This window comes from Amphritea sp. 1_MG-2023 (assembly GCF_030547545.1).
Lineage (GTDB): Bacteria > Pseudomonadota > Gammaproteobacteria > Pseudomonadales > Balneatricaceae > Amphritea.
The window spans coordinates 189984-215618 of sequence record NZ_JAUOQE010000001.1; the positions used below are offsets into that span (position 1 = coordinate 189984).

The window sequence follows — 25635 nt, forward strand, 5'->3', positions numbered from 1 at the left end:
ACCACACACATAGTCTTTGCTGTAAGTAAGTTAGCTAGCCACTGAGAGTTGTTCGCGCACGGTACTCATTACCTCGTTCGGTTTTTCGAGATAGAGTGCGCAGGCACAACGTAGTAAGGAGGCGAAGTTGGGCACATCGCCGTTTATATCCAGTGCTTCATCATAAATTTTAGAGAGAAACTGTGGGGTGCTGACTTCCTGCTCTGCCGCGACGCCATCGAGAATACTCCAAAATTTGGCTTCCAACTTAACACTCGTCGAGTGGCCAGCTAAGCGCAGCGAGCGGGTGACAAATTTATAATTCTCAGGATTCTGACCAGCAAAAATATGGCACATGGTGAGCTCTCTTTTTATTTTTTGGCGATTAACAGACCCACAGTATAAGGCATTGGTTGACCGAGTTTCCAGCCAGGCTTTGTTTTGCCGCACCGCTGTTTGGCTTGCTGACGGACTATGTGGAGGTGTAGATGTTGGTTTTTTTCATAACCTGAGGTTATGTTTTTAACGAATAAAAGGTTGATTGTGGAGGTGTTGGCCCTGTCATTACAATTTTAGTCAGTTCGGATAGCCCACTCAGGAAGAAGAATCCGGTCATATAACAATGATAATGAAGGTAAATAAAATGTATTTTGAAGGGATCTATACCCCCGTTGTTACGCCGTTTAAAGCCGATTATACGGTTGATTATGATGCTTATGCGATGCATGTACAGTATCTGCTTGATTCAGGTGTTCAGGGCTTAATGATTGGTGGCACCACGGGTGAATACTATGTTGAGAGCCATGCCGAAAGGGTCGAGTTGCTGAAAATAGCGCGTCAAATCTGCGGCGATAAACTACAAATTATTTTTGGTACCGGCTCTCTTAATCCTCTTGAATCGATCAAATTAGCCGAAGACGGCGCTAAATATCAGGCCGATGTCATTCTTATCTCTACGCCGCCTTACTCTTTGCCAACGCAGAAAGAACTGGCTGAACATGCGTTGACGATTGACCGAGCCGCTAACCTACCGGCGATGCTTTATAACTACCCAGATCGCATGGGTGTGAATATGGAAGCTGAATTTTTCGATCGTATCGCCGACTGCAGCAATATTTGTAGCATTAAAGAGAGTTCAGGCGACATCAACCGCCTGCATATGCTGATCAATGACTATCCAAACATTCAGGTTGCCTGTGGTATGGATGATCAGGCGCTGGAGTTTTTTGCTTGGGGCGCTAAGAGCTGGGTGTGTGCTGGATCTAACTTCCTGCCGCAGGAGCATAAGGCTCTCTATCAAGCCTGTGTTGTCGATAATGACTTTGCCAAAGGTCGTCGCATTATGGCTGAGATGATGCCGTTGATGCATGTGTTGGAACAGGGTGGCAAGTTTATCCAGAGCGTTAAGCACGGGGTCACACTGGATGGTCGTGTTGGCGGGGAAGTGCGTAAGCCGCTGCTGGGGTTAGATGATGCAGAGAAAGAAGCGATGGCTCAGGTTGTCGCTCAGCTAAAAGAGAATATTGCCAACATTGTTGCGGAGGGTTAAGCGATGGCTGATTTACTGACACATGACGAGTATAAAACGATTGCGGCTCAGCTGACGCCGCCGTCTATGAGTTTTATCAATGGTAGCTTACGGCCCGCCAGCGATGGTGGCACTATCGCTGTGACCAATCCAGCGACCGGCGAGCGGATTACCGAGATTGCCGCCTGCACCACAGAGGATGTTGATTATGCGGTCGCGAGTGCGCGTGCAGCGTTTGAAAGTGGCTGTTGGAGCAAGATGCACCCGTCTGAACGTAAAGGCATCTTGATTAAGCTAACCCAGTTGATCGAACAACACGGTGATGAATTGGCGGTGTTGGAATCGATCGATTCGGGTAAGCCGATCTCTGATTGCGTCACCATCGATATACCTGAAGTGGTGCATACCCTTAGCTGGCATGCAGAATTGATCGATAAAATTTATGATCAGACGGCCCCTGTTGGCTCGGGTGCGATGGCGATGGTGGTGCGTGAGCCGGTCGGTGTGGTCGGTGCGGTGTTGCCGTGGAACTTCCCCATTTTGATGTTGGCTTGGAAAATGGCCCCTTCACTGGCGGCGGGCTGTTCAGTGGTGCTGAAGCCTGCTGCGCAGACGTCATTGACGGCCATTCGAGTGGCTGAATTGGCCGCTGAAGCGGGCGTGCCTGCGGGTGTGTTCAATGTGGTGACAGGTTCCGGCCGTGTTGTGGGCGAGGCGATTGGCCGTCATATGGATATTGATATGGTGACCTTCACGGGCTCTACCGTCACTGGGCGCCGTTTCCTTAACTATTCTGCAGACTCTAATATCAAAGAAGTCGTGCTGGAATTGGGCGGTAAAAACCCCTGTGTTGTACTCGATGATGCGGAAGATCTTGATACCGTTGCCGAGCAAGTGGTTGCCGCAGCTTTCTGGAATATGGGTGAAAACTGCTCTGCGGGTTCTCGCTTAATAGTGCAGGAAGGGGTTAAAGAGGCACTGCTGGCAAAAATTGTAGAACATGCCAAAGCGTGGAAAACGGGTGATCCCCTCGATCCTAGCAATCAATTAGGTGCGCTGGTCGATAAAGGTCATTTCGATAAGGTTACAGAGTATTTCGACATCGCCAAACAAGACGGGCACCGACTCATCATGGGTGGCGAGTCTGTTGATGGTTGTTATGTTCTGCCGACGATCTACGACGATGTTAAAAACAGTGATCGTTTAGCCACAGAAGAGATATTCGGTCCTGTTCTTTCGGTGATCACCGTGAGTAGTTATGAAGAAGCGATCGCCGTTGCCAATGATACTGAATATGGTTTGGCCGCCTCTGTCTTTACGGCGAATGCGCGTAAGTCTATGCGGGCTGCTCAGGCGCTGCGGGCGGGTACGGTCACGGTTAACTGCTTTGGTGAAGGTGATATCACCACGCCATTCGGTGGCTATAAGCAATCGGGCTTTGGTGGCCGTGATAACTCCATTCATGCCCATGATCAATTTACTCAGTTGAAAACGATCTGGGTCGATCTCGGTGATGAAGCGTAGACCGTTGCGCTGACTGACAGCTAAAGCACTCGATATTCAGGTACAAAGCTCAGGGCGAACCGCTGTGAATGGGTTCGCTCAGGGGGCGCGTTTGCCTGATGATAGGGGCGGAAAAAGTTATGAATAACACGATAAATGTAAAACGATTGCCGAAAGACCCAGGTCCCGCCGCGTGGAATCGTATTCTGCCATCATCCGCCGGTTATTCGACGCTGAAGGATGATATTCATGCGGATTGGGTGGTGATCGGAGGTGGATTTGCCGGGTTAGCCGCGGCTCGTCGCCTCAGTCAGTTAGTGGGTGATGAATCCATAGTGGTATTGGAAGCCAGCCGGATAGCCGATGGCCCCGCCGGTCGTAATAGTGGTTTTATGATTGACCTGCCCCATGATCTGAATTCAGATAGTTATGCCGGTACTCAGCATCAAGATCAACAACAGATTCGACTGAACCGTGCTGCGATTGAGTTTGCCCGTGAAACGGCAGAAGCCTACGGCATGGGGCGTCAGGTCTTTGATCCTTGTGGGAAAATGACCGCTGCAGGCACCACCAAAGGTATGGCGCATATCGAAAGTTATCGCGGCCACTTGGATGCCCTCGGCGAAGCCTATGAACTGAAAAGCGCGGCCGATATGAAAGATTGGACCGGTAGCGATTTTTATCAACAGGGATTATTCACCCCAGGGGCGGTGATGATTCAGCCCGCCGCCTTTGTTCGTCAAGCGGCGAGAGGCATGAGCGAGCGAGTATCTATCTATGAGAATAGCCCGGTAACGTCGATGCAACTTGGTGCGGAGCACCGTTTAATCACACCGAGTGGAAGTGTACGTGCCAAACGGGTGATTCTGGCGGTTAATGGGCATATTCAATCCTTTGGCTTTTTCCCTGGTCGGTTGTTGCATGTGTTTACCTATGCATCGATGACTCGGGCGCTGAGTCCGCAGGAAGTCACCCGTTTAGGGGGCGCGCAAGACTGGGGTATTTTACCTGCAGACCCGATAGGCACCACGGTGCGGCGCAGTTCGGATTACCGTGGCAGTGGCAACCGGATCGTGATCCGCAACCATGCCACCTTGAATCAGTCGATTGAAGTCGGCCCTAACAATATGAAGCGGGCAGCGGGCTTACAGGATCGCTCCTTTGCTAACCGTTTTCCTATGCTTGAAGGGGTGGAGATGGAGTATCGCTGGGGTGGACGGCTCTGTTTGTCATTGAACTCCATGCCCGCGTTTGGCGAGATTGAAGAGCGAGTCTGGTCGGCTTGCTGTCAGAACGGACTCGGGACTGTTAAAGGCACATTGTCAGGCATGATGGCAGCGGAAATGGCGGTATTAGGCCGTTCCGATCTGTTAACTGATTTTCTTGATCATCAACAGCCGAAACGCTTACCACCGGAGCCATTTTTATCGCTGGGGGCGAATGTCACCATGCGCTGGAAAGAGTGGATGGCGGGTATCGAACTCTGAGCGGACAACCCGAATAGCGTTGAAATAATAATGATAAACACCAGCCAATAACTGGATGGGAGAAACCGATGAGTGAATTTAATACCTCCGATTTTATGAATCCGATGATGACCCAGACCTGGTCAAATGGTCGTCATTTGGTACGTTGCGTTAAAGTGATTGCTGAAACCCACGACGTGACAACCTTTACCTTTGGTATGAACCAACCGGTGTTATTTTTCTTTAAACCGGGACAATTCGTCACCTTAGAGCTGGATATTGATGGCGAACGTTTAATGCGTTCTTATACCATTTCGAGTTCACCCTCGATCCCTTATAGTTTTTCGATCACCGTTAAGAAAGTGCCGGGTGGTAAAGTATCGAATTGGCTACATGAGAACCTTAAATCCGGCGATCAAATTGCGGTGCATGGCCCGGTGGGGCAGTTTAATGGGATGGATTTTCCGGCGGAAAAAGTTTTACTGTTATCAGGCGGTGTGGGTATCACACCGGTGATGTCGATGGCCCGCTGGTGGTTTGATACCGACTCTGATGTGGACATGGTGTTTGCCCATAGCACTCGCACCCCCAACGATATTATTTATGCGCGCGAACTGGAATATATGTCTACGCGGGTGGATAACTTTAAACTGCACCTGATCTGTGAACATACGGAGATCGGTCAGGCGTGGGGAGGGTATCGGGGTTATCTTAATTTACCGATGCTCGGCTTGATCGCCCCCGATTTTCAAGAACGAGAAGTATTCTGTTGTGGTCCACAGCCCTATATGAGCGCGGTTAAAGCCATGCTGCAAGAGGCGGGCTTCGATATGGATCGCTATCATGAAGAGTCGTTTGGCGAAACACCGGTCAAGGATGTTGAGCGGGCAGAAAAACATGCCGATGAGGCAGAGATAGAAGCGCAGGAGCCGAAAGAGTTGGTTGAGGTGCGCTTCATGGAGTCCGGCACATCAACCGCGGTTGAATTGGGCATTAACCTCAATGAGGCCGCCGCGGAAGCGGGTATTAATATTGCCAAGGCCTGTGGTGTGGGGATCTGTGGAGCATGTCGAGTTAAAGTGATTTCCGGCGAGTATGATATGCAGCAAAATGGTGGCATTACCGATGAGGAAATAGCGCAGGGGTATGTGTTATCGTGCTGTACTCAAGTACAAGGTGATATTGAAATTGATTACTAATGTCAGCGGCTAATGTCATAATCACTACTTGTTATTAGGATTGCAGGGCTTCGGCCCTGCTTTTTGCTTTAAGTAGCTGATGGCTAAGGTATTACTGCAAGGAATCGAGTGTGAAGGATTATCGTAAACAGTTTTGGTTGGGCGTGCGGGATCTGCTGCCGTTGATGTCGGGGGTGTTACCGTTCGGGTTGATCACAGGTGCTACCGGTGTTTCGCTAGGGATGGATCCGGCGATGGTGGTGGGAATGACGGCGTTATTTTTTGCCGGTTCTGCACAGTTGGCGGCTTATTCGCTGATTCAAGATAATGCCCCCTTTATTATCATAGTGGCGACCACCATGGTGATTAATCTACGTTTTGCGATTTATAGCGCTTCTTTTGCCCCGATACTGGGGCCGTTGCCTAAACGCTATCGTTTTTCATTAGCCTATATCTTATCGGATCAGGTCTATGGGCTTTGCTCAATGCCAATGGAGATGGCTAAGAATCGCTCGGAACGAATTTGGTATTTAGCTGGGGTGGCATTAGCGCTCTACGTTACTTGGATGATATCGGTGATACTGGGTATCGTATTAGGCGCGGGGATTCCTGCCCATTGGTCGCTGGAATTTACCATTCCGCTAGCTTTTCTCGCGATGTTGGTGACCACCATTACCAGCCGTTTGTTGTTTATGGTGGCGATGATCTCCGGTTGCTGCGCTATCGCCTTTCAATTATTGCCGTTTAATAGCGGCTTTATCGTTGCCGTGGTGGCGGGTGTTTCGGGTGGTTTGTTATTACCGAGTTGGCTAAAAATGAAAGGGCGTTCTCATGAGTGATAACCTGCAACTCTGGTTACTGTTTATCGTCGTTGGCTTAGGCACCTTTTTTATTCGCCTCTCTTTCATTCAGTTTCATGGCAGTGCAGAAGCGTTGATCGCTCGAAGTAAGCATATTTTAATGCTATTACCGCCGGCTATTTTAGCGGCACTGTGTATTCCCGCTATCGTGTTTACCCGCCCCCTAACGGCGTATCAGCCGGACTATTTTCAATGGATCGCTGCCCTTATCGCTATCTTAATTGCTCGGTTTAGCCGCAGTGTTTTCTGGCCTGTTACCGGTGGGATGATCTGTTTATGGTTGCTGCGGTATATGAGTAGTTAGTATCGCGAGGCGGTAGGAGCTGTGCCCTCACAGCGATAAGATCGTAGTCTGACGTTCGAACGCTTCGTTTGTCTGAGATCCGCAAGGTAGGAGCTGTGCCCTCGCAGCGATAAGGCCGTCGTCCGACGTTCGAACGCTTCGTTTGTCTGAGGCCTGACAGGTAGGAGCTGTGCCCTCACAGCGATAAGATCGTAGTCTGACGTTCGAACGCTTCGCTTGTTTGAGGTCCGTAAGATAGTTGTTGTGCCCTCACAGCGATCTGACGTTCGAACGCTTCGCTTGTTTGAGATCCGCAAGGTAGGCGCTGTGCCCTCACAGCGATCTGACGTTCGAACGCTTCGCTTGTTTGAGTTCCGCAAGGTAGGCGCTGTGCCCTCACAGCGATAAAGCCGTAATCGTGTTCTTGATGTGCATTATCTGTTCTGTGCAAGCATCGCCCATCGTTAATACCCTCGCTAGAGGTGCTTTGTTCATCACTATTCTCATTGCGACATGAATTTTTGCGATCTGATGCTCTGTCGTATTTGGACATTCTCGAGGCGTGTTCGAGCATAGCGGCTTTAAGTAGACCCGTTAATATCAATCTCACGAAATCTAATCTGTTGTCATCTGTATGACCGCAGTGCCAGACATTCTCATACATAACGATAAATTGATATTTAGGCTCGCCTGATTTGATCTGGCGTGGAGGTTCAGATGTTTAAGAAAGAAGACTTGATTCAGGGATATGATGACGTATTGTGGAATGCGATCTGTAACGAGGAAGTGCGTCAAGAAGATCATATCGAGCTGATTGCATCTGAGAACTATACCAGTCCGCGAGTGATGCAGGCGCAAGGTTCTGCTCTGACCAATAAATACGCCGAAGGTTATCCTGAAAAGCGTTATTACGGTGGTTGTGAATACGTCGATGTCGTTGAACAGTTGGCACTGGATCGTGCTAAAGAGCTGTTCGGTGCTGAGTATGCCAACGTTCAACCACACTCGGGCTCGCAGGCTAATGCGGCCGTGTATATGGCATTATGTGCACCGGGCGATACGGTGCTAGGTATGAGCCTTGCGCACGGTGGTCACTTGACTCACGGTTCTCATGTTAACTTTTCCGGCAAAATCTATCACGCGGTTCAGTATGGTTTGAACGAAGCGACCGGCGAGATCGATTATGACGAAGTTGAGCGTTTAGCGCTCGAGCACAAGCCTAAAATGATCGTGGCGGGTTTCTCGGCCTATTCTCAGATTGTCGATTGGGCGCGTTTCCGCGAGATCGCCGATAAAGTAGGCGCTTACCTGTTTGTCGATATGGCGCACGTTGCCGGCCTAGTGGCGGCGGGTCTTTATCCAAACCCGGTCCCTTTTGCCGATGTCGTCACGACAACCACTCACAAGACGCTACGTGGCCCACGGGGTGGTTTGATTCTGTCTCGCAATAGCGAATTTGAAAAGAAACTTAACTCGGCGGTATTCCCCGGAGGACAGGGCGGCCCGCTGATGCATGTTATCGCCGCGAAAGCCGTTGCGTTTAAAGAAGCGCTAGAGCCTGAATTCAAAACCTATCAAGCGCAGGTGATTAAAAATGCCAGCGTGATGGCCGATGTCCTCAAAGAGCGTGGTTTTGAGATTGTTTCCGGTGGCACTAAAAACCATCTGTTTTTGTTGAGCCTGATCAAACAAGGGCTGACCGGTAAAGATGCCGATGCGGCGCTGGGTCTGGCCAATATCACCGTCAATAAAAATGCTGTACCGGGCGATCCACAATCACCGTTTGTGACCTCGGGTTTGCGTATCGGCTCTCCTGTGATTACCACACGTGGCTTTAAAGAAGAACAGTGCCGTGTATTAGCCGGTTGGATTGCCGATCTACTGGATGTACTGAATCAGCCTGAAGCGCTAGAAGCAAAAATCGTTGAAGTGAAACAACAGGTTAAGGCGTTATGCGCCGATTATCCGGTTTATAAGTAAGTTTTTAAACACCCGGCGGCCGATAGCGACGTGTAAGCGACGAGCCGCCCATTGAGTTGGAGCTGATGTAATGCAGAAATATTCAGGTTTCGGGCTGTTTAAACACAGTCTGACACATCATGAAAACTGGCAGCGTGTATGGCGCAATCCTACGCCAAAGAAAAAATATGATGTGATCATTATCGGTGGTGGCGGCCACGGTTTGGCGACCGCGTATTACTTGGCGAAAGAGCACGGTATCACCAATGTGGCGGTGCTGGAGAAGGGGCATCTCGGTGGCGGTAACGCCTGTCGTAACACCACCATTGTACGTTCTAACTATCTGTGGGATGAATCGGCTGCGCTGTATGAACATTCGATGCAGCTGTGGGAAGGTCTCGCACAGGAACTGAACTACAACGTGATGTTCTCGCAGCGAGGTGTTTATCATACCTGTCATACACTGCAGGATATGCGCAGTAATGAGCGGCTGGTCGCGGCTAACCGCTTGCAGGGTATCGATAACGAAATGGTCGATGCCGAACAGCTGCAAAAAGAGATTCCGACCATGGATTGCTCGAAAAATGCCCGTTATCCCATCATGGGTGCCTCGGTGCAGCGGCGTGCCGGTAACGCGCGTCATGATGCCGTGGCTTGGGGTTATGCCCGTGCGGCAGATGCACTGGGTGTCGATCTGATTCAAAACTGTGAAGTGATCGATATGGAGATCAGCGATGGCAAAATCACCGGTGTAAAAACCAAGCAGTACGGTGTTTTGAAGGCTGATCGTGTCGGTTGTGTAGTGGCGGGTAACAGTGGTGTATTAGCGAAAATGGCCGGTATCGAACTGCCAGTTGAATCGCATCCGTTGCAGGCTTTAGTGTCTGAACCGATCAAGCCGTTCCTGGATACGGTGGTGATGTCTAACCATGTACATGGCTATATGAGTCAATCCGATAAGGGTGACTTGGTGATCGGTGCCGGTATCGATGGTTGGGTAGGTTATGGTCAGCGCGGTTCTTACGGCATTATCGAACATACCATTCAAGCGATTGTTGAAATGTTCCCTTGCACCAGCCGGGTGCGGATGAACCGTCAGTGGGGCGGTATTGTCGATGCTTGTCCTGATGCCAGCCCGATTATTTCTGAGACGCCGATTAAGAACCTGTTCTTCAACTGTGGTTGGGGTACCGGTGGATTTAAAGGCACGCCGGGTTCTGGCAACTTGTTTGCGCATACCTTGGCCGATGGTAAACCCCATCCGATTGCCGAACCTTTCTCTATACAGCGCTTCCATACGGGTGCACTGATCGATGAACACGGCGCTGCCGGCGTCGCACACTAATAGGGGCTTAACATGTTACATATCTATTGCCCGCATTGTGCGGAATACCGTGAAGAAGACGAGTTTCATTGTGCCGGTCAGGCGCATATTTCTCGCCCGTTGGATCCTGAAGCCTGTTCTGATGAAGAGTGGGGTGAGTATCTGTTTTTCCGCAAAAACCCGCGCGGTCTTCATCATGAATTATGGGTACATGCGGCCGGTTGTCGGAAGTTTTTCAATATGACTCGCGACACCCAGAGCTACGAAATTAAAGAAGTCTACAAGATTGGCGAACAGCCATCTGTAGTTGCTGAGTAACAGGAGCGGAATCATGACACAGCAGAACCGCCTCACTAGCGGAGGTCGTATTGACCGTTCCACACCGCTGACGTTTACCTATAACGGTAAACAGTATAAAGGCTTTAAGGGTGATACGCTGGCATCAGCGATGCTGGCTAACGGTATCGACGTGGTTGCACGTAGCTTCAAATATAGCCGTCCTCGTGGCATCGTCGCCTGTGGCGCCGAAGAGCCGAATGCGGTATTGCAATTGGGGGCGACGGAAGCCACTCAGGTGCCTAACGTGCGTGCCACACAGCAAGAGCTGTTTAATGGTTTAGTCTCGGCTTCAACCAACGGTTGGCCGAGTGTCGATACCGATGTGATGGGCATGATTGGTAAAGTGGGTGGCAATATGATGCCACCGGGCTTCTACTACAAAACGTTTATGTTTCCGGAATCCCTGTGGGACACCTATGAATCGATGATTCGTAAGGCCGCCGGTATTGGCCGTGCGCCCCGCGAAAGAGATCCCGATACTTATGACAGCATCAATCAGCACTGCGATGTGATGATTGTGGGTGCTGGGCCTGCGGGTTTAGCGGCGGCGTTAACGGCTGCTCGTGGTGGCGCTCGGGTGATTATTGCCGATGAGCAAAATGAGTTTGGCGGTAGCCTGCTCAATGGCACTGAAAAACTCGATGGTAAGCCTGCCTCTGAGTGGGTGCGGGCCGTGGTTGAAGAGCTCAGCCGTTATGATGATGTTTTGCTGTTACCGCGTTCAACGGTGAATGGTTATCACGATCATAATTTCCTCACGATTCATGAGCGTTGCACCGATCATTTGGCGGATATTGCACCGGTCAATCAGGTGCGTCAGCGGATGCATCGCGTTCGGGCTAAATGGGTGGTACTGGCAACGGGTGCTCATGAACGTCCATTGGTTTATGCTAACAACGATGTACCGGGTTGCATGGTCGCCGGTGCTGTTTCTACCTATATCAATCGTTACGGCGTCGTACCGGGTAACGAATTGGTGGTGATGACCACCAATGATTACGGTTATCAAGCCGCGTTGGATTGGGCCGATGCTGGCCGTAAAGTGGTCGCCATTGTCGATACTCGTGAAGCAGCGGTGGGTGATCGTACCGAAGCGGCGCGTCAACGAGGCCTGAATATCATTTCCGGTTCTGCCGTGATTGAAGTGCAGGGCACGAAACGTGTGACTGGCGTGTCAGTCGCCGGCTTGAGTGCCAGCGGTACTAAAGTTATTGGTTCAGTGACTAAGCTGAAAGCCGATACCGTGGCCACATCCGGCGGTTGGAGCCCCGTTATTCATCTGTCTTGTCATACCGGTAGTCGCCCTGTTTGGAGTGACTCCGTGGTTGGCTTCTTGCCCGGCGCTACCGTGCAGAAGCAACTGACCGCCGGTGGTATCAATGGCCAGTATGAAACGGCGATAGCCTTGCAAGAAGGCTTCGATGCGGGTCAGAAAGCGTTGGCGGAAGTGGGCTTAGCCGCCGCTAACGTGGTGTTGCCTGAAACCGAAGCGATGAAAGTTGCAGCGCCGATGAGTCTGTTTCATATTCCGCACTTGAAACCAACCTCTCAAGCGCCGAAACAGTTTGTCGATTATCAAACCGATGTGACGGCTGCGGGTATTGAAATTGCTTGTCGCGAAGGCTTTGAAGCGATTGAGCATGTGAAGCGTTATACCGCGATGGGATTTGGTACCGATCAGGGTAAGTTGGGTAATATCAACGGCATGGCGGTGGCGGCGAAAGCGCTGAATAAGTCGATTCCCGAAACCGGTACAACGGTTTTCCGTCCAAACTACACGCCGATTGCCTTTGGTGCGATTATCGGGCGTAACTGTGGCGCACTGTTTGAGCCCGAGCGTTACACCGCGATGCATAAATGGCATGTGCAGCAAGGCGCGCTGTTTGAGGATGTAGGACAGTGGAAGCGCCCTTGGTATTTCCCTCAAGCGGGCGAAACCATGCAGCAAACCCTTAACCGTGAGTGCCTAGCGGTGCGTAATTCGGTGGGTATTCTGGATGCTTCGACACTGGGTAAAATTGATATTCAGGGTAAAGATGCGCGTGAGTTCCTCGGCCGTGTGTATTCCAATGCTTGGGCTAAGTTAGCCGTGGGCAAGTGTCGTTATGGCCTGATGTGTGGCGAAGACGGCATGGTGTTCGATGATGGTGTTACCGCTTGTCTGGGTGAAAATCACTTCGTCATGACCACCACCACGGGTGGCGCAGCGCATGTGTATGAATGGTTGGAAATTTACCATCAAACCGAATGGCCAGAGTTGGAAGTCTATTTCAATACCGTGACGGATCATTGGTCAACCGCTACGATTACTGGCCCTAACAGCCGTAAATTGTTGGCAGAATTGACCGATGCCGATGTCACCAATGATGATTTCCGTTATATGGATTGGAAACAGATTACCGTGGCGGGTGTTCCTGCTCGGGTATTCCGTATCTCCTTTACCGGTGAGTTGTCATTTGAGATCAACGTGCAGGCGAACTATGGCATGCATGTATGGGAAAAACTGATCGAAGCGGGGGCTAAATATGGCCTGACCCCTTACGGTACAGAAACCATGCACATTCTGCGCGCGGAGAAAGGCTTTATCATTGCCGGTCAGGACACTGATGGTTCGGTGCATCCTTATGACTTGGGCATGGGCTGGTGCGTCTCTAATCAGAAGCCATTCAGCTACATTGGTAAGCGGGGGATGAATCGTTCGGACTGTACGCGGGAAAACCGTAAACAGTTGGTGGGCTTAAAAACCAAAGATCCTAAGCAAGTGATTCCGGAAGGTTCTGCCGCGGTATTGGATCCTAAAGGTCCTAAGCCGCTGGAAATCCAAGGGCATATCAGTTCCAGTTATTGGAGTGAAACGCTAGGCCACTCGATTGCGATGGGCTTTATTAAAGGCGGTCTCGATAAAATGGGTGAAACGGTGTATTACCCAATGGCCGATGGCACGGTGATTGAAGCTGAAATTTGCAGCCCGATCTTCTTCGATCCGAAAGGGGAGCGTCAAAATGTCTGATCTAAATAACATGACGGCTGCCGAGAGTGCAGCCACCAAAGCGGCAATAATGAATCAGGTACCTGGCTCAGAGATTGAAGGGCAATCGCCACTGCATCATGCGGATTTTGCCAGCCTTGCACAGCAAGGCCCGAAAACCGGTGGTATCCATCTGCGTGAGCATAAGTTGTTGGGGCATTTGACGCTACGCTGTAATGCAGAAAATGCTGAGCAGCTGGCGGCGGTGGAGCGGGTATTGGGCGTTGCGTTACCCCTGCAACCCCTATCATCGGTTGAAAGTGGCAATTACTCGATTCGTTGGATGTCACCGGATGAATGGCTCATTCTGGTACCAGGGCTAGAAACCTTCGAGATTGAAACGAAGTTTCGTGATGCGATGCCGGGTCATTATTCACTGGTTAACAGCAGCGGTGGTTCAACGGTATTAGAGCTGTCCGGTGACAATGCGGTGACGTTGTTGCAGAAAGCCACCTCGGTTGATCTGCACCTTAACAGCTTCCCGGTGGGCAAAGTGGTTTCGACGTTATTCGCTAAGAGTACGGCGACCATTCGGCGTATCGATGAGCAACGTTTTGAACTGGTGATTCGTCGCTCGTTTTCAGATTATATTTGGCTCTGGATACAAGATGCTAGTCTAGAGTATGGCCTCGTTATCGAAGCCTGATAGTTGCTCTGCCTTAACTGAATAAAACCAGCCTAAGGGCTGGTTTTATGTATGTATGCTCAATAAGAGCAGGAGTTCTCCCATGACAATGATAATAAAATCAAAGCCTTGGATTTTTACTGCAAGCTGTCCCAGCATGTTAGGCACCGTCGATGTGGTTACCCGCTTCATGGCGGAGTCGGGCTATTATGTTGATGAGATTCACTCATTTGATGATCGAGTATCTAAGCAATTCTTTATCCGTATTGAGTTTCAACCCATTAACGACGATTTCAGTGAGGCAAAATTCGATGCTGAGTTCGCGCCGCGGGCCGCTGAATTTGGTATGCAATGGGATCTGACCGAACCTGAGCATCGGCCTCGGGTGGCGATTATGGTGTCAAAGTATGATCATTGTCTTAATGACTTGCTGTATCGCTATCGTACTGGTCAGTTGAATATTGAAGTACCGGTGATTATCTCTAATCATCCTGATCTTGAAGCGTTGGCGCAGTGGCACGATATCCCGTATTACCATCTGCCGATTACCCCAGAGACCAAGCCGGAACAAGAAGCAGAGATCGTCAAACTACTGCAACAGTATGATATCGAACTCACCGTGCTAGCGCGTTACATGCAGGTGCTATCTCCGTGGATGTGTGAGCAGCTCAACGGTAAGGCGATTAATATTCATCACTCTCTGTTACCCGGTTTTAAAGGCGCTAGGCCTTATCATCAAGCGTGGGAAAAAGGCGTGAAAATGGTGGGTGCCACCGCACACTATGTGAATAATGACTTGGATGAAGGGCCGATTATCACCCAGGGTATTCAGACCGTTGATCATGCTTTTTATCCCGAAGACTTAGTCTCGAAAGGGCAGGATGTTGAGCGAGTGACGCTATTCAATGCCATCCGTTATCACATTGAAAAGCGCGTGTTTCTCAATGGCGGACGGACGATCGTTTTCTCCAGCTAAAGGGTTTCTCCCTTGTTAATGCTGTAGCGTTTTTCACTCAGGTGAGCAGCGTGTCTTTATGAGGTTGGTCGGGATTACTTCTTCCAGAGGGGTATGTAGTGTGTGGCTCATTCCGGCTAACCTCTTTTTCTTGTCAATGACGGCCGACGCTGATGGCAAATAGCCCACTGCAACGCAGTTGGCAAATTTCAGGTCGTAAATTGGCATACAGCTACACTGATATCAGACCATAATTAATTTTTAGTATAAATACAGCGCACAGAATGCGCGGTGGAGCCTTTATGTCTATCTCTGTTTTCGATCTTTTTAAAATAGGCGTTGGTCCGTCCAGTTCTCATACGGTGGGGCCAATGGTGGCTGCCGCTAATTTTGCCGACTACTTAGCTGAGCAAGATTTAGCCAAATCCGTTGCCCACATTCGGGTCGATCTCTACGGCTCGTTAAGTGCAACCGGTATTGGTCATGGTACCGATAACTCGGTGATTGTTGGCTTAATGGGGGAACGGCCTGCTGACATCGATCCGGATATGATTTTGCCAACAGTGATGGCCCTAAAAGAAAGCAATACACTTCATTTGCTGGGGCAATATCCCATCGAATTTGTCTGGCAGCGAGATATGAAGCTGTTAGAGGAAAACCTGCCGTATCATCCCAATGCGATGGGTTTAACCGCGTTAGATGCCGATGATCAGGTTCTCTATGAGAACACTTACTATTCTATCGGTGGCGGGTTTGTCATCGATGAAAGTGAAGCCACGGCGGATGCTCACTTAGTGCCTCAGGTTAGCCTACCTTACGAATTTAATAATGCGGTAGAACTGCTGAAACTCTGTGAGGAGCATCAATTCTCGGTCAGTCAATTGATGATGGAAAATGAAAAAGTCTGGCGCAGCGAACGGGAAATCCGCGATGGCTTGATGGATATCTGGGCGGCGATGAAAGATTGTATCGCGAATGGTTTGCACAGCGAGGGTATTTTGCCCGGCGGACTCAATGTTAAGCGACGGGCGATGAGTCTACATAAATCCCTGATTCGATCGACTAAGCCTAATATTATCTCCTCGACTCTAGGGGCGATGGATTGGATTAACCTTTACGCATTGGCGGTGAATGAAGAAAATGCAGCGGGTGGGCGTATGGTCACGGCGCCAACCAATGGTGCCGCTGGCATTCTACCGGCGGTATTGATGTATTACACAGAGTTCACTCAGAACTCGACCGAAGAAAATGTGGTTGATTTTATGCTAGCGGCCGCCGCGATTGGCGCGCTGTGTAAGAAGAACGCATCAATTTCAGGCGCTGAAGTGGGCTGTCAGGGCGAGGTGGGTTCGGCCTGTGCGATGGCTGCGGCGGGCTTATGTGAAGTACTCGGGGGTACCCCAGAGCAGGTGGAAAACGCGGCTGAAATAGGACTCGAGCATAATCTAGGCTTAACCTGTGATCCTGTGGGTGGCCTCGTGCAAGTGCCCTGTATTGAACGCAACGCCATTGGCGCAATGAAAGCGATCAATGCGGCACAGATGGCGCTGCGAGGCGATGGGAAACACTTTATTTCACTGGATAAGGTGATTCGCACCATGCGCGATACCGGCATGGATATGCAAGATAAGTACAAAGAGACGTCCCGTGGAGGCCTAGCGGTTAACGCGATTGAGTGTTGATATGAGCGGCATGCACCTAAGAGACCGTCTTGGGTGCACTCTGCTGTGTATTCTAAGGTACGCGTTAATACGTTAGCCGCTGTGAACAACGGTTTTATCGTTGTTTACGTTGCGTGATGGCGTTAAAGGTCCATCTTTTTGGACTGTTCCCGGGCATGGCTCGGGGAGGCACCGAAATAGTCTTTGTAGCAGTTGTAGCAGTTACTGAAATGGCTGGTGCTGATAAAACCACTGGCCAGCGCAATATTGGTGATCGATTCATTGCTCTGTAAGAGTAAACGGCGAGCATGGGTAATGCGCAACTCTAAATAGTAACGTCCTGGCGAGGTCTCTAGATGATTCTGGAATAAGCGCTCGATTTGGCGACGTGAGATGCCGGTACAAGCGGCTAACTCTTCCACGCTCATCGGCTCTTCAATATTAGCGACCATTAACGCCATAATATCGCGTAAGTTTTGCGGTAAGCAGGGGTTGTCCCCTGGCTGATTAATGCGCACATGGCTGCTTTCTGAGAGCTGATCACAACTGATAATCTCGCGAATAGCGCGAGTGATATCCTTGCCTCGCAGTTGGCTGATCAACTGCAACATCATCCCCATGGCACTCATCGGTCCAGCACTGGTCAGGCGTTTTTCTTCTATGATGCTCACCTGTTCACTGACCTTCACCTTCGGAAACTGTTCGCGTATATAGGCATGGTTATCAGGGTGTAAGGCACAACTTAACGTATCTAATAAGCCGGCATGAGCCAGCGCAATTGCGCCATTCCATAGGCCGCCAAGCAATCGATCTTGGTTATCGGCTAGCTTAAGTAGGTGGGTGAGAGCGGCATCTGGTTGGGTTGAACAACGGTAACCACCGCAGATAATCAACAGGTCGGGTAGTGGCTGGTTAATCAGGCTACTGAGCGACCCTTGAGCGGCTATCTCTATACCAAGGTCACTCAACACTGGGGAGGTTTCAGCAGCATAGGTTTGATAGTGAAATAACGGTGTCGTACAGACAAGGTTAGCGGTGACCAGTGTATCGACCGCAGCGGTAAAGCTGGCGAGGGAAAAGTGCTGTTGAAGCACAAAACCAACTTCTAGGATGGCTTCATCCTGTCTGCCTGATGGCAGAAAAGCACTGTTCGTATCACGCATCAGTGCACTAAAATGTCGTTTTTCTTTTATGATGGCCATGATTTAACTCTTTTATAATGTCTGTGTTATATCAGTTTTATCGACGGGGTGGTAATCAGATGATTTTTGTTTTTTTAATATTGTAAAAGATTGTAAATAGATGTTAATGAGTATTTGTTTGATGATTTTATGCTGTAAATCGCATTGCTTTTTGTAATTTTTATATGACCGTTTTTGGGTTGATTTAGTTGTTTTAGCCATTTAATAATGGTTTTGTTTGTTTTGGTTTACATTTGTTTTTATGAATGAATTTCATGCGTTTTTTCATGGTTTTTTGAGGGCTTTTTAAGTGGGTTTTATCCCTGTATAAAATAGGTGTTCGTTTTTAAACGATTGATTAAGGTCGACAGTACGTTGATGGCTGTTTCGATATCTATGTTAATCAATATATAAAAATAACCTGCTTATATAAAACGCGGAGACCACAATGAAAAAAATCAATAGTCGCTATAGTTTGAAATCTGCTATCGCCTCCAGCCTGGTATTAGGCGCAGTATTGGCGACACCTGTTGCCTCTGCGACCACCTTGCGTATTGCTAGTCAGCACGCCCCAGATCAATATGCATCGCAAGTATTACGTCAGATTAAAGCCGACCTAGAAGGTGCCGGCGTTGATTTGAAAATCAAACTCTATCCAGCAGGTCAGCTTGGCTCTGGTGAGCAACTGATCGGCGAAGCCGTACGTGGCAGTATCGATATTGTTCACTCATTTGTTTATAGCCATAAAGACCCCGTGTTGGAGATTAACTCACTGCCATATCTGGTATCTAACTACGATGAAATGGAGAAGGTATTTAGCCCCGGCTCTAATTTCTACGGTATCTTCGATCAGCGTATGGATAAGATGGGCCTGAAATTACTGGGCGTGACCGCTGAGGGCTTTATCGGTGTGATGTCCTCTTCTATGCCGGAGAACTACACAACCACCGGGCCTAAAGGTCAGAATATCCGTGTGTGGAGTGCTCAGTCTGCTAAGTTAGCCACTAAAGATATGGGTTATAACACCACTACGATTGATTGGGGTGATGCGTTCCCTGCGATTCAGCAGGGTGTGGTTGACGGTATGATTGGTGCAACACCTGAAGCGGCTTACACAACCTTTAAAGAAGCGATTGAAAATTATATTCCTTACAACGCCTTTGTTGAAAACTACGCTTATTATGCCAGTAAGAAAACCTGGGAGAAAAAGTTAAACGAAGAGCAGCGCAGAGTGATTAGCGAGGTCTTTGCTAAAGCGGCGGCGGGTTTTGTTGACTGGAGCCGTGAAAACGATGCCGCTAACCTGAAAAAGCTTGAAGCGTTTGGCGTTAAGATCCTACCGCTAACCGATGCTGAGCGCAGCGCAATGGCCACTGAAATTCGTGCTAAAACTTGGCCTAAACTGGAAGATCGTTTGGGTAAAGATATCTTAGAAAAAGTAAAATCTGACCTTTAAGTTTTACTCTTGACTCCCCGCCTTATGGTGGGGAGTGCTACGTCGATACTATTTAATATTCTTATTAATGTAGATGAAATAATGTTTAAAATAATTTCATCAGTGGTCGATATATTCAACAATAAGAGTGTAGCTCTATGCATTTAAATATACCTCGCCCATTGAGCTCGTTGGTTAATGTGATGATCCGTTGCCAAGGATATATATTAGCAACGGCCAGCTTGATCATGGCATGTGTCTTTTTCTTTGTCGTCATTCTTCGTTATTGGTTTCAGGCTGATCTGTTTGCTTACGAAGAGTGGGTGTTAATGATCGCCTTCTGGGTTTATTTCCTAGGAGGTGCGATGGGTAGTTATGAAAACACCCATGTAAAAGCCGATTTTCTACTCTCGGTGATCGATAATGTGCGTACTAAATGGATCGTTGTTAACTGTACGCTGTTCTTGGAAATCGTGATTGGTATCGTCCTCTGTTACTGGGGTTGGCTGATGTTGTGGGAAGAGATCAGTGCTTACCCTGATTGGCAACGTACCACCGGACTAGAACTACCGTTTTTCATTCCTAAGCTAGGCATCTTTCTGGGTTTTGTCCTGATGTCATTCTATAGCGCGTTGCATCTTTGGAGCGGCCTACGGGATGGACCAACCGAAGAATGGGCTTCGGACGAAGCGCCACCTCATATCTAATTTAGGTATTCCTTATGTTGATTTTACTGACACTTTTAGTGATCTGTGTTGCTTTGGCGGTGGGTATTCCTGTCCCTTTCGCCTTTGGCTTGGCATTGATCTATATGTCTCTGACCGGTGATCATGAGCCGGCTGGCTTTCTGACGTCCGGTCACTGGCGCATGAATGTTCTGGTGCTACTGGCTATTCCGCTGTTTATTATGGCGGGTACTATTATGGAACGGGGCAAGATTGCTGAGCCCCTTGTTGAGTTGGCTGAGCTATTTGTTGGTCGTTTTAAAGGCGGTATTGCTTATACTGCGGTGGGTGCGAGTGCCATTTTCGGCTCGATTGCCGGTAGCGCAACGGCGACGCTCACCTGTATTGGCAGCATTATGATGCCGCAACTACGTAAAGCCAACTATCCGGAAGGGCTATCAGCGGCGTTGATCACCAATGCTGCACCATTGGGTTTGTTAATTCCTCCGAGTGCTATCCAGATTATCTATGCGTGGGTTACGCGGCAATCGGTACTTAAGTGTTTCTTAGCGACGATTATTCCGGGTCTGATTTTGGTGTTCTTACTCTGTGTTGTTAACTACGTGATGTTACGTAAACACAAAGATATTAAAGTGCTGCCAAAATCCGATAACTTTACTAAAGAGGTGACGAAAAAAACTCGTTTTGCCTTTCCTGCTCTGCTGATGCCGTTTATGATTTTGGGCGGTATTTACGGTGGTATTATGACGCCGACTGAAGCGGCGGGTATTGCGGTTGTATATGCTATCCCAGTCGGTTTCTTTATCTACCGAGGTTTAAATATCGCTAACTTTAAAGAAGCATTGGTGCAGTCTGCGACGACCACCGGTGTGGTGATGGTGATGTTCTTTATGGTGATGATTGTTAGCCGCTTGCTAATTTTTGAAGATATCCCTGATTTAGCTAAAGAGCTGATTTTTTCGGTATCGGATAACCCTATTATTGTGCTGATTATGATCAACGTGGTGATGATTCTGATTGGTATGTTGATGGATGATGTCAGTGGTGTACTGCTCGCCTCACCGCTGTTATTCCCGATCGTGGTTGAGTTGGGTATTGATCCGATTCAGTTTGCGGCGATTGTTGGGGTGAACCTAGGTATGGGTAATATCACACCACCAACCGCGCCTCTACTTTATCTTGGCTCTCGGGTGACCGGTGTGAGAGTCAGTGCGATGCTCAAACCGACACTGATTATGATTCTGTTTGCGTGGATTCCAACACTGATTATCACTACATATATTCCACAGGTATCACTCTTTCTACCGGAGATGTTCTTCGGTTGATTATTCCCGTTAGGCCATGGGTTATCGAGAAAAACAAAAAGCCCCTAAGTGTTTAGCTTAGGGGCTTTTTTAGGTTTTAAGTCTGATGAGGTTTAGGCATCAATAGACTAGCAGGATATAGACGGAGTAAGTACTTAGTTAAGCTTTCCACTGTTGCGCTAGCTCGAGGGTATCCGCCATCACTTGCTGGAGTGTTTCGAGCAATGCAGGTGGTGCGATGTCATTGTTTTCAGCCAATTCTTCAAGCTGTCTCAGTAGATGGCTTGCATGAGTAAAACCGATGGTGTCGCAAGCCCCCGCGAGCTTATGTGCCTGCTGCGCAATTTCATAGTCGTCGACTGCTTGCAGACTTTGTTGCAGTGTCGGCCAGAGATCACCATGGACTTTACAGTAGCCCTGCATCAGAGTGGCGAGCTTTTCCGGTCCGAGCATCTGTTGGTGAACCTGAATAACCGCTTGATCGAGTAACGGTTGTGTCTCTGTGGGTAGTGTTGGCGCGGCGGTAATCTGTTGCCCGCCTGATATCGCGTCGAGTAGCTGCTTTTTACGTACCGGTTTAGCGATGACACTACTGATACCCGCTTCAAGATAACGATGGATATCTTCCGGTCTGACGCTAGCGGTTAAGGCGATGATGCGGGTATGGTAATTAATACAGTCGGGATCGTTATTGAGTCGGCCACAGACTTCCAAGCCGCTGAGTCCCGGTAGGTGCATATCCATGAGGATAAGATCAAAATGTTGACGCTTGCCAAGCTCGAGGGCTTTGATACCATCGCTGACAATCGTTACCTGATGGAGAGTATCTGCCAATAATCCCAGCACGACTTGTTGATTGATATGGACATCTTCAACCAATAGGATGTGTAGCCCCGTACTATCTTGCCATACAGGTTCGGTTATCGTGGCGGAGGTTGTCGGCGTTGCGATCGGTAGATCTAATTCAAACCAAAATGTACTACCTGCGCCTGCATGGCTGGAGACGCCGATCTCCCCTTGCAGATGTTCTACCAACTCCTTACAGATGGCCAAACCTAAACCGGTGCCGCCAAAGCGACGGGTAATGGTTTCATCGGCTTGGGTGAAACGGTCAAAAATATGTTGTTGTAGTTCGGGTTCAATCCCAATACCTGAATCGTGAATACTGAATTTGATGCGTTGCTTATCCGTATCCTGAGACACTAATTCAGCGCTCAGGATGACATCGCCCTGGTCGGTAAATTTGATGGCATTGCTGAGTAAATTTGTAATGATCTGTCGTAGGCTGCTCTCTTCGGTATAAAACTGCTCGGCAATGTCATGGCAGTATTTTAATTGCAGGTTGAGTTGTTTACGATTCGCCTCGGGTGTTAACAACGCGGTGATATTGTGGAGTAAGTTTTTCACCGAGAAGCAAGTGGGGCTGATCCGGTAGGCTCCTTCCACCAGTCGGCCGTATTCGAGTACATTATTGAACGTTTCAAGCAGTGCATTGGTGGCATCGTACAGCACCTGAATATGTTCTCGCTGGCGTTCATCTAAGGGCGAGTTTTCTAACAGTTGAATCATGCCCAGCATGCCGTTCATGGGGGTTCGAATCTCATGACTCATGGTTGAAAGGAAGCGCGACTTCGCATGACTGGCTTCTTCGGCAGCTTCTTTTGCTTGCAATAAGCTGGCGGTGCGGCGTTCGACCATCACCTGCAACTGATCTCGGTTATAGCGCAGTTCTTGCTGTTCCTGTTCGCGACGACTAATCTCTTGGCGTATCGATTGACGCATATCATTCAGCGCGGTAACCAGTTGATCGAGCTCATCGCTACTGCTTGGCGGTTGACGGTTTAGGGTTAGGCTATGTTCCAACTGGCCGGCACCGATATCACGGCTGTAGTTGGCCATCGCTTCTAAGTGACGAGTGATTTGACGGTGAAAGATGATCAGTATGACTAACACAATCAACACGACCAGCAGTGATTGGGTGAGGAGAATATTAATACCCCGGCTCCAGATACCTTGATAGACCGCTCTGAGATCGAAGCTAACCTCTAATTGCCCGAGTTTGCGTTGCTGGTCTGGGGTTTTGTGAATCAGATCGTAGCTTTGGGTTTGCACTGGGTTGTTGGCCGTGACGGTGAGTTCTCCCTCTGAGGTGACGGCACCGGTCTCGGTGTTTTTAAGCACTAAATAGCTGACATCCGGCAGGTTATGTATCCCTTTGAGTTGTAGTTCGATCTGCGCATGATCGACATCCCAAAGACTCTTTGCCAAGCTAGCCAGATAACTACTTCGAATGAGGGCTATCTGTTGATCGATGGCGCGAAATTCACGGCGATAGTCTAGGGTGAGTTGCAGCGCAGTGGAAAACAGGATGAACAGACAGCTACAGCTACACACATAGAGCATGATGCGGTAACCCAACGGATGCAGGCGAGAATAGCGGGCTATTTTGGGTATCAGCCCTTTAGGCTGGATCATTGATCTGGTTCCGCCGTTGTCTGATCGAGATATTGCAAACTATATTGCTCTGTTAAGCGCTTAATACTGCCGTCTTGATGCATTTCTTGCAGGCGGCGATTAAGAAACGTCAGGTGTGGTTGTAAACCACTATGTTTGCCTACTGCAAGAAAATAGAGTTCAGTGGTGATTTTGTCGTTCAGTGGCATGACCTGTTCATAAAAGCCGAGTTTTCGACTTTGTAAATTGCCGCTAAGCAAGCCAACTGGCATGAAATCGATTTTTTGTTGGGCGAGTTTTTGAAAATTTTGGCGATTACGTGAAACATACTCGATACGGGTGTTGTGCCATAAAAATTGATCCAGTCCTTCGCCAAAGCTATCGCCGAGCAATAAACCGGCGACTTTTCCTTTTAGGTCATCTAGGGTTTGATAGGCTAACGGTTTTTGACGGTTCACAAATAGGGTAATTTGATCGACGATAACCGGTTGACTGCTAAACCACAGATAAGCGTCTCGGCTGGGAATATGATAGGCGGCGACGATAATATCGGCATTACCTTGCTGTACTTCAAGTAAGCAGCGTTTCCAGTTATAACCCGAGCGCAGAGTGACGCGATAGCCGAGCTCAGCAAATAGCTGTTGAGTGACTGCCGGTGCTAATCCGGTGAGCTGCTGTTTGTTATTGATCCAAGAGACGGGGGGATAAAATGGATGGCCACAGGCTGTTAGTGTGCGGCTATAACCGGTGCTGGGTAAAAGAACGAATAGCGCACTTAACAACGAGATCAGTATGATCCGCGCTGTCATGTCATATCCACAGGCTTAGGAGTAAATAGATAACCGGTACCGTGGACGGTGAGGATGGTTCTGGGATTGGCAGGATCATCATTTAGTTTACGTCGTAAGCGGCCGATTAATACATCAACGGTACGATCACTTGGAATCCACTCTCGGTTACGTATCTGTTCTAATATTTGTATTCGGCTCATGACTTTACCGGCGTTGATCATCAGCGTATTGAGTAGCTGAAACTCGCCTTCGGTGAGTTGTGTGGTTTGCTGTTGTTCATCAATCAGTTGACGTCGATCGAGATTCAGCTTCCAACGGTCAAAGCTTTTGAAGTTGTGGGGTAGGGAGTCGGTGGGTTTTTGATCGGTACAGTGACGCACGCGACGCGCTAGGTTTTTGGTACGCGCCAAAATTTCACGAGGATTGAAGGGTTTGGTGATATATTCATCTGCCCCACACTCCAAGCCAATAAGGCGGTCGACATCATCTTGTCGCCCCGTGACTAAAATAATCCCCACTTCGGTATTCACCCTTAATTCACGTGTTAGCGTGAGGCCATCTTTGCCGGGCAGACGGATATCGAGTAACAGGACGTCAATGGCTTCACTACGCAGAATGGCTTCGGCTTGCTCGGCGGTATCTGCAGTAAAAACGGTGTAGCCTTCTTCTTCAAAATAACTTCTCAGGCAGTGCCGAGTAAGTTCTTCATCGTCGACGACAAGAATGCGGGCTTCAGTGCTCATAAAAGGGTGTTTCCCTCGACATGTTCTGTCTTATTGTTGTTATCGGATGCTTCATTAGCATGATTTTAGAATCCCTGAAAATAGTGCTTTGTAGGGGGGCTTGGCAAGCCTGTTTACATTATATTTACAACCTTTTACATATTTTGCGGAGTGATTGGGTCTTGCCGCCTCTTGTGGGGTGCTTTAAGCGGGAATATAGCCCGTAGCATGAGATAAAAAGTTCTCATTTTGAATAATTGATGTTAAAAATGATGTTTTAATCGGTTGAAGTACTTAGCTGTCTGCTAGGGCTTGTCGATTGCCCAAAAATGCCTTTTCTAGTGTTACATCAACGAGATGTACGTGCAGGTTAA

The 25635-nt window shown here is 48.8% G+C and carries 21 protein-coding genes; 16 read left to right on the top strand and 5 right to left on the bottom strand.

Annotated features, from left to right (window positions below; translation table 11 throughout):
* Window positions 1-30: 30 nt before the first annotated feature.
* Window positions 31-336: a ribbon-helix-helix domain-containing protein gene (locus Q4488_RS00795; protein WP_303578537.1), complete on the bottom strand. Its 306-nt coding sequence runs from the start codon at window positions 334-336 to the stop codon at window positions 31-33.
* A gap of 286 nt (window positions 337-622) precedes the next feature.
* On the opposite strand from Q4488_RS00795, the gene Q4488_RS00800 reads away from it, so the two are divergent.
* From Q4488_RS00800 to Q4488_RS00860, 13 genes are all read left to right on the top strand, one after another.
* Window positions 623-1528, top strand: coding sequence for a dihydrodipicolinate synthase family protein (locus tag Q4488_RS00800; protein ID WP_303578538.1), 906 nt, complete (start codon window positions 623-625; stop codon window positions 1526-1528).
* A gap of 3 nt (window positions 1529-1531) precedes the next feature.
* Window positions 1532-3031 (top strand): aldehyde dehydrogenase, encoded by a 1500-nt coding sequence (locus tag Q4488_RS00805; protein WP_303578539.1) that lies wholly within the window; start codon window positions 1532-1534, stop codon window positions 3029-3031.
* Window positions 3032-3150: 119 nt separating this feature from the next.
* Window positions 3151-4497, top strand: coding sequence for an FAD-binding oxidoreductase (locus Q4488_RS00810; RefSeq protein WP_303578540.1), 1347 nt, complete (start codon window positions 3151-3153; stop codon window positions 4495-4497).
* A 68-nt stretch (window positions 4498-4565) separates the two neighbouring features.
* The gene (locus Q4488_RS00815) at window positions 4566-5675 is read left to right on the top strand and encodes a hybrid-cluster NAD(P)-dependent oxidoreductase (RefSeq protein ID WP_303578541.1); all 1110 of its coding nucleotides are present in this window, start codon (window positions 4566-4568) and stop codon (window positions 5673-5675) included.
* Window positions 5676-5785: 110 nt separating this feature from the next.
* On the top strand, window positions 5786-6493 hold the full coding sequence (locus Q4488_RS00820) for an AzlC family ABC transporter permease (RefSeq protein WP_303578542.1): 708 nt from the start codon (window positions 5786-5788) through the stop codon (window positions 6491-6493).
* Window positions 6486-6818, top strand: coding sequence for an AzlD domain-containing protein (locus Q4488_RS00825; RefSeq protein ID WP_303578543.1), 333 nt, complete (start codon window positions 6486-6488; stop codon window positions 6816-6818). The genes Q4488_RS00820 and Q4488_RS00825 overlap by 8 nt, the downstream gene beginning before the upstream one ends.
* A gap of 696 nt (window positions 6819-7514) precedes the next feature.
* Complete coding sequence (gene glyA / locus Q4488_RS00830) at window positions 7515-8777, top strand: serine hydroxymethyltransferase (RefSeq protein WP_303578544.1); 1263 nt, start codon at window positions 7515-7517, stop codon at window positions 8775-8777.
* Between the two features lie 70 nt (window positions 8778-8847).
* Complete coding sequence (locus tag Q4488_RS00835) at window positions 8848-10101, top strand: sarcosine oxidase subunit beta family protein (protein ID WP_303578545.1); 1254 nt, start codon at window positions 8848-8850, stop codon at window positions 10099-10101.
* Window positions 10102-10113: 12 nt separating this feature from the next.
* Window positions 10114-10398, top strand: coding sequence for a sarcosine oxidase subunit delta (locus Q4488_RS00840; RefSeq protein WP_303578546.1), 285 nt, complete (start codon window positions 10114-10116; stop codon window positions 10396-10398).
* A 13-nt stretch (window positions 10399-10411) separates the two neighbouring features.
* Window positions 10412-13429 carry a sarcosine oxidase subunit alpha family protein gene (locus tag Q4488_RS00845; RefSeq protein ID WP_303578547.1) on the top strand — a complete coding sequence of 1006 codons (3018 nt, stop codon included), beginning with the start codon at window positions 10412-10414 and terminating at the stop codon, window positions 13427-13429.
* On the top strand, window positions 13422-14093 hold the full coding sequence (locus Q4488_RS00850) for a sarcosine oxidase subunit gamma (protein ID WP_303578548.1): 672 nt from the start codon (window positions 13422-13424) through the stop codon (window positions 14091-14093). Before Q4488_RS00845 ends, Q4488_RS00850 begins: the two co-directional genes overlap by 8 nt.
* 88 nt (window positions 14094-14181) lie before the next feature.
* Window positions 14182-15048, top strand: coding sequence for a formyltetrahydrofolate deformylase (purU, locus tag Q4488_RS00855; RefSeq protein ID WP_303578659.1), 867 nt, complete (start codon window positions 14182-14184; stop codon window positions 15046-15048).
* Between the two features lie 281 nt (window positions 15049-15329).
* Window positions 15330-16709, top strand: a complete 1380-nt coding sequence (locus tag Q4488_RS00860) for an L-serine ammonia-lyase (protein ID WP_303578549.1) — start codon at window positions 15330-15332, stop codon at window positions 16707-16709.
* A gap of 122 nt (window positions 16710-16831) precedes the next feature.
* Here the strand turns inward: Q4488_RS00860 and Q4488_RS00865 are convergent, their stop codons facing one another.
* Window positions 16832-17890: a GlxA family transcriptional regulator gene (locus tag Q4488_RS00865; protein WP_303578550.1), complete on the bottom strand. Its 1059-nt coding sequence runs from the start codon at window positions 17888-17890 to the stop codon at window positions 16832-16834.
* A gap of 427 nt (window positions 17891-18317) precedes the next feature.
* Between Q4488_RS00865 and dctP the strand changes: the two genes are divergently transcribed.
* From dctP to Q4488_RS00880, 3 genes are all read left to right on the top strand, one after another.
* Window positions 18318-19325 carry a TRAP transporter substrate-binding protein DctP gene (gene dctP / locus Q4488_RS00870; protein ID WP_303578551.1) on the top strand — a complete coding sequence of 336 codons (1008 nt, stop codon included), beginning with the start codon at window positions 18318-18320 and terminating at the stop codon, window positions 19323-19325.
* Between the two features lie 137 nt (window positions 19326-19462).
* Complete coding sequence (locus Q4488_RS00875) at window positions 19463-20011, top strand: TRAP transporter small permease (RefSeq protein WP_303578552.1); 549 nt, start codon at window positions 19463-19465, stop codon at window positions 20009-20011.
* A 14-nt stretch (window positions 20012-20025) separates the two neighbouring features.
* The gene (locus Q4488_RS00880) at window positions 20026-21315 is read left to right on the top strand and encodes a TRAP transporter large permease (RefSeq protein WP_303578553.1); all 1290 of its coding nucleotides are present in this window, start codon (window positions 20026-20028) and stop codon (window positions 21313-21315) included.
* A 138-nt stretch (window positions 21316-21453) separates the two neighbouring features.
* Here Q4488_RS00880 and Q4488_RS00885 read toward each other — a convergent pair whose 3' ends face one another.
* The 3 genes from Q4488_RS00885 to Q4488_RS00895 are packed head-to-tail and all read right to left on the bottom strand — an operon-like array spanning window position 21454 to window position 25282.
* Window positions 21454-23769, bottom strand: a complete 2316-nt coding sequence (locus Q4488_RS00885) for an ATP-binding protein (RefSeq protein ID WP_303578554.1) — start codon at window positions 23767-23769, stop codon at window positions 21454-21456.
* Window positions 23766-24557, bottom strand: a complete 792-nt coding sequence (locus Q4488_RS00890; protein ID WP_303578555.1) for an ABC transporter substrate-binding protein — start codon at window positions 24555-24557, stop codon at window positions 23766-23768. The genes Q4488_RS00885 and Q4488_RS00890 overlap by 4 nt, the downstream gene beginning before the upstream one ends.
* Entirely contained in the window at window positions 24554-25282 is a 729-nt protein-coding gene (locus Q4488_RS00895) for a response regulator (RefSeq protein WP_303578556.1), read from the bottom strand. Before Q4488_RS00895 ends, Q4488_RS00890 begins: the two co-directional genes overlap by 4 nt.
* Window positions 25283-25635: the final 353 nt, after the last annotated feature.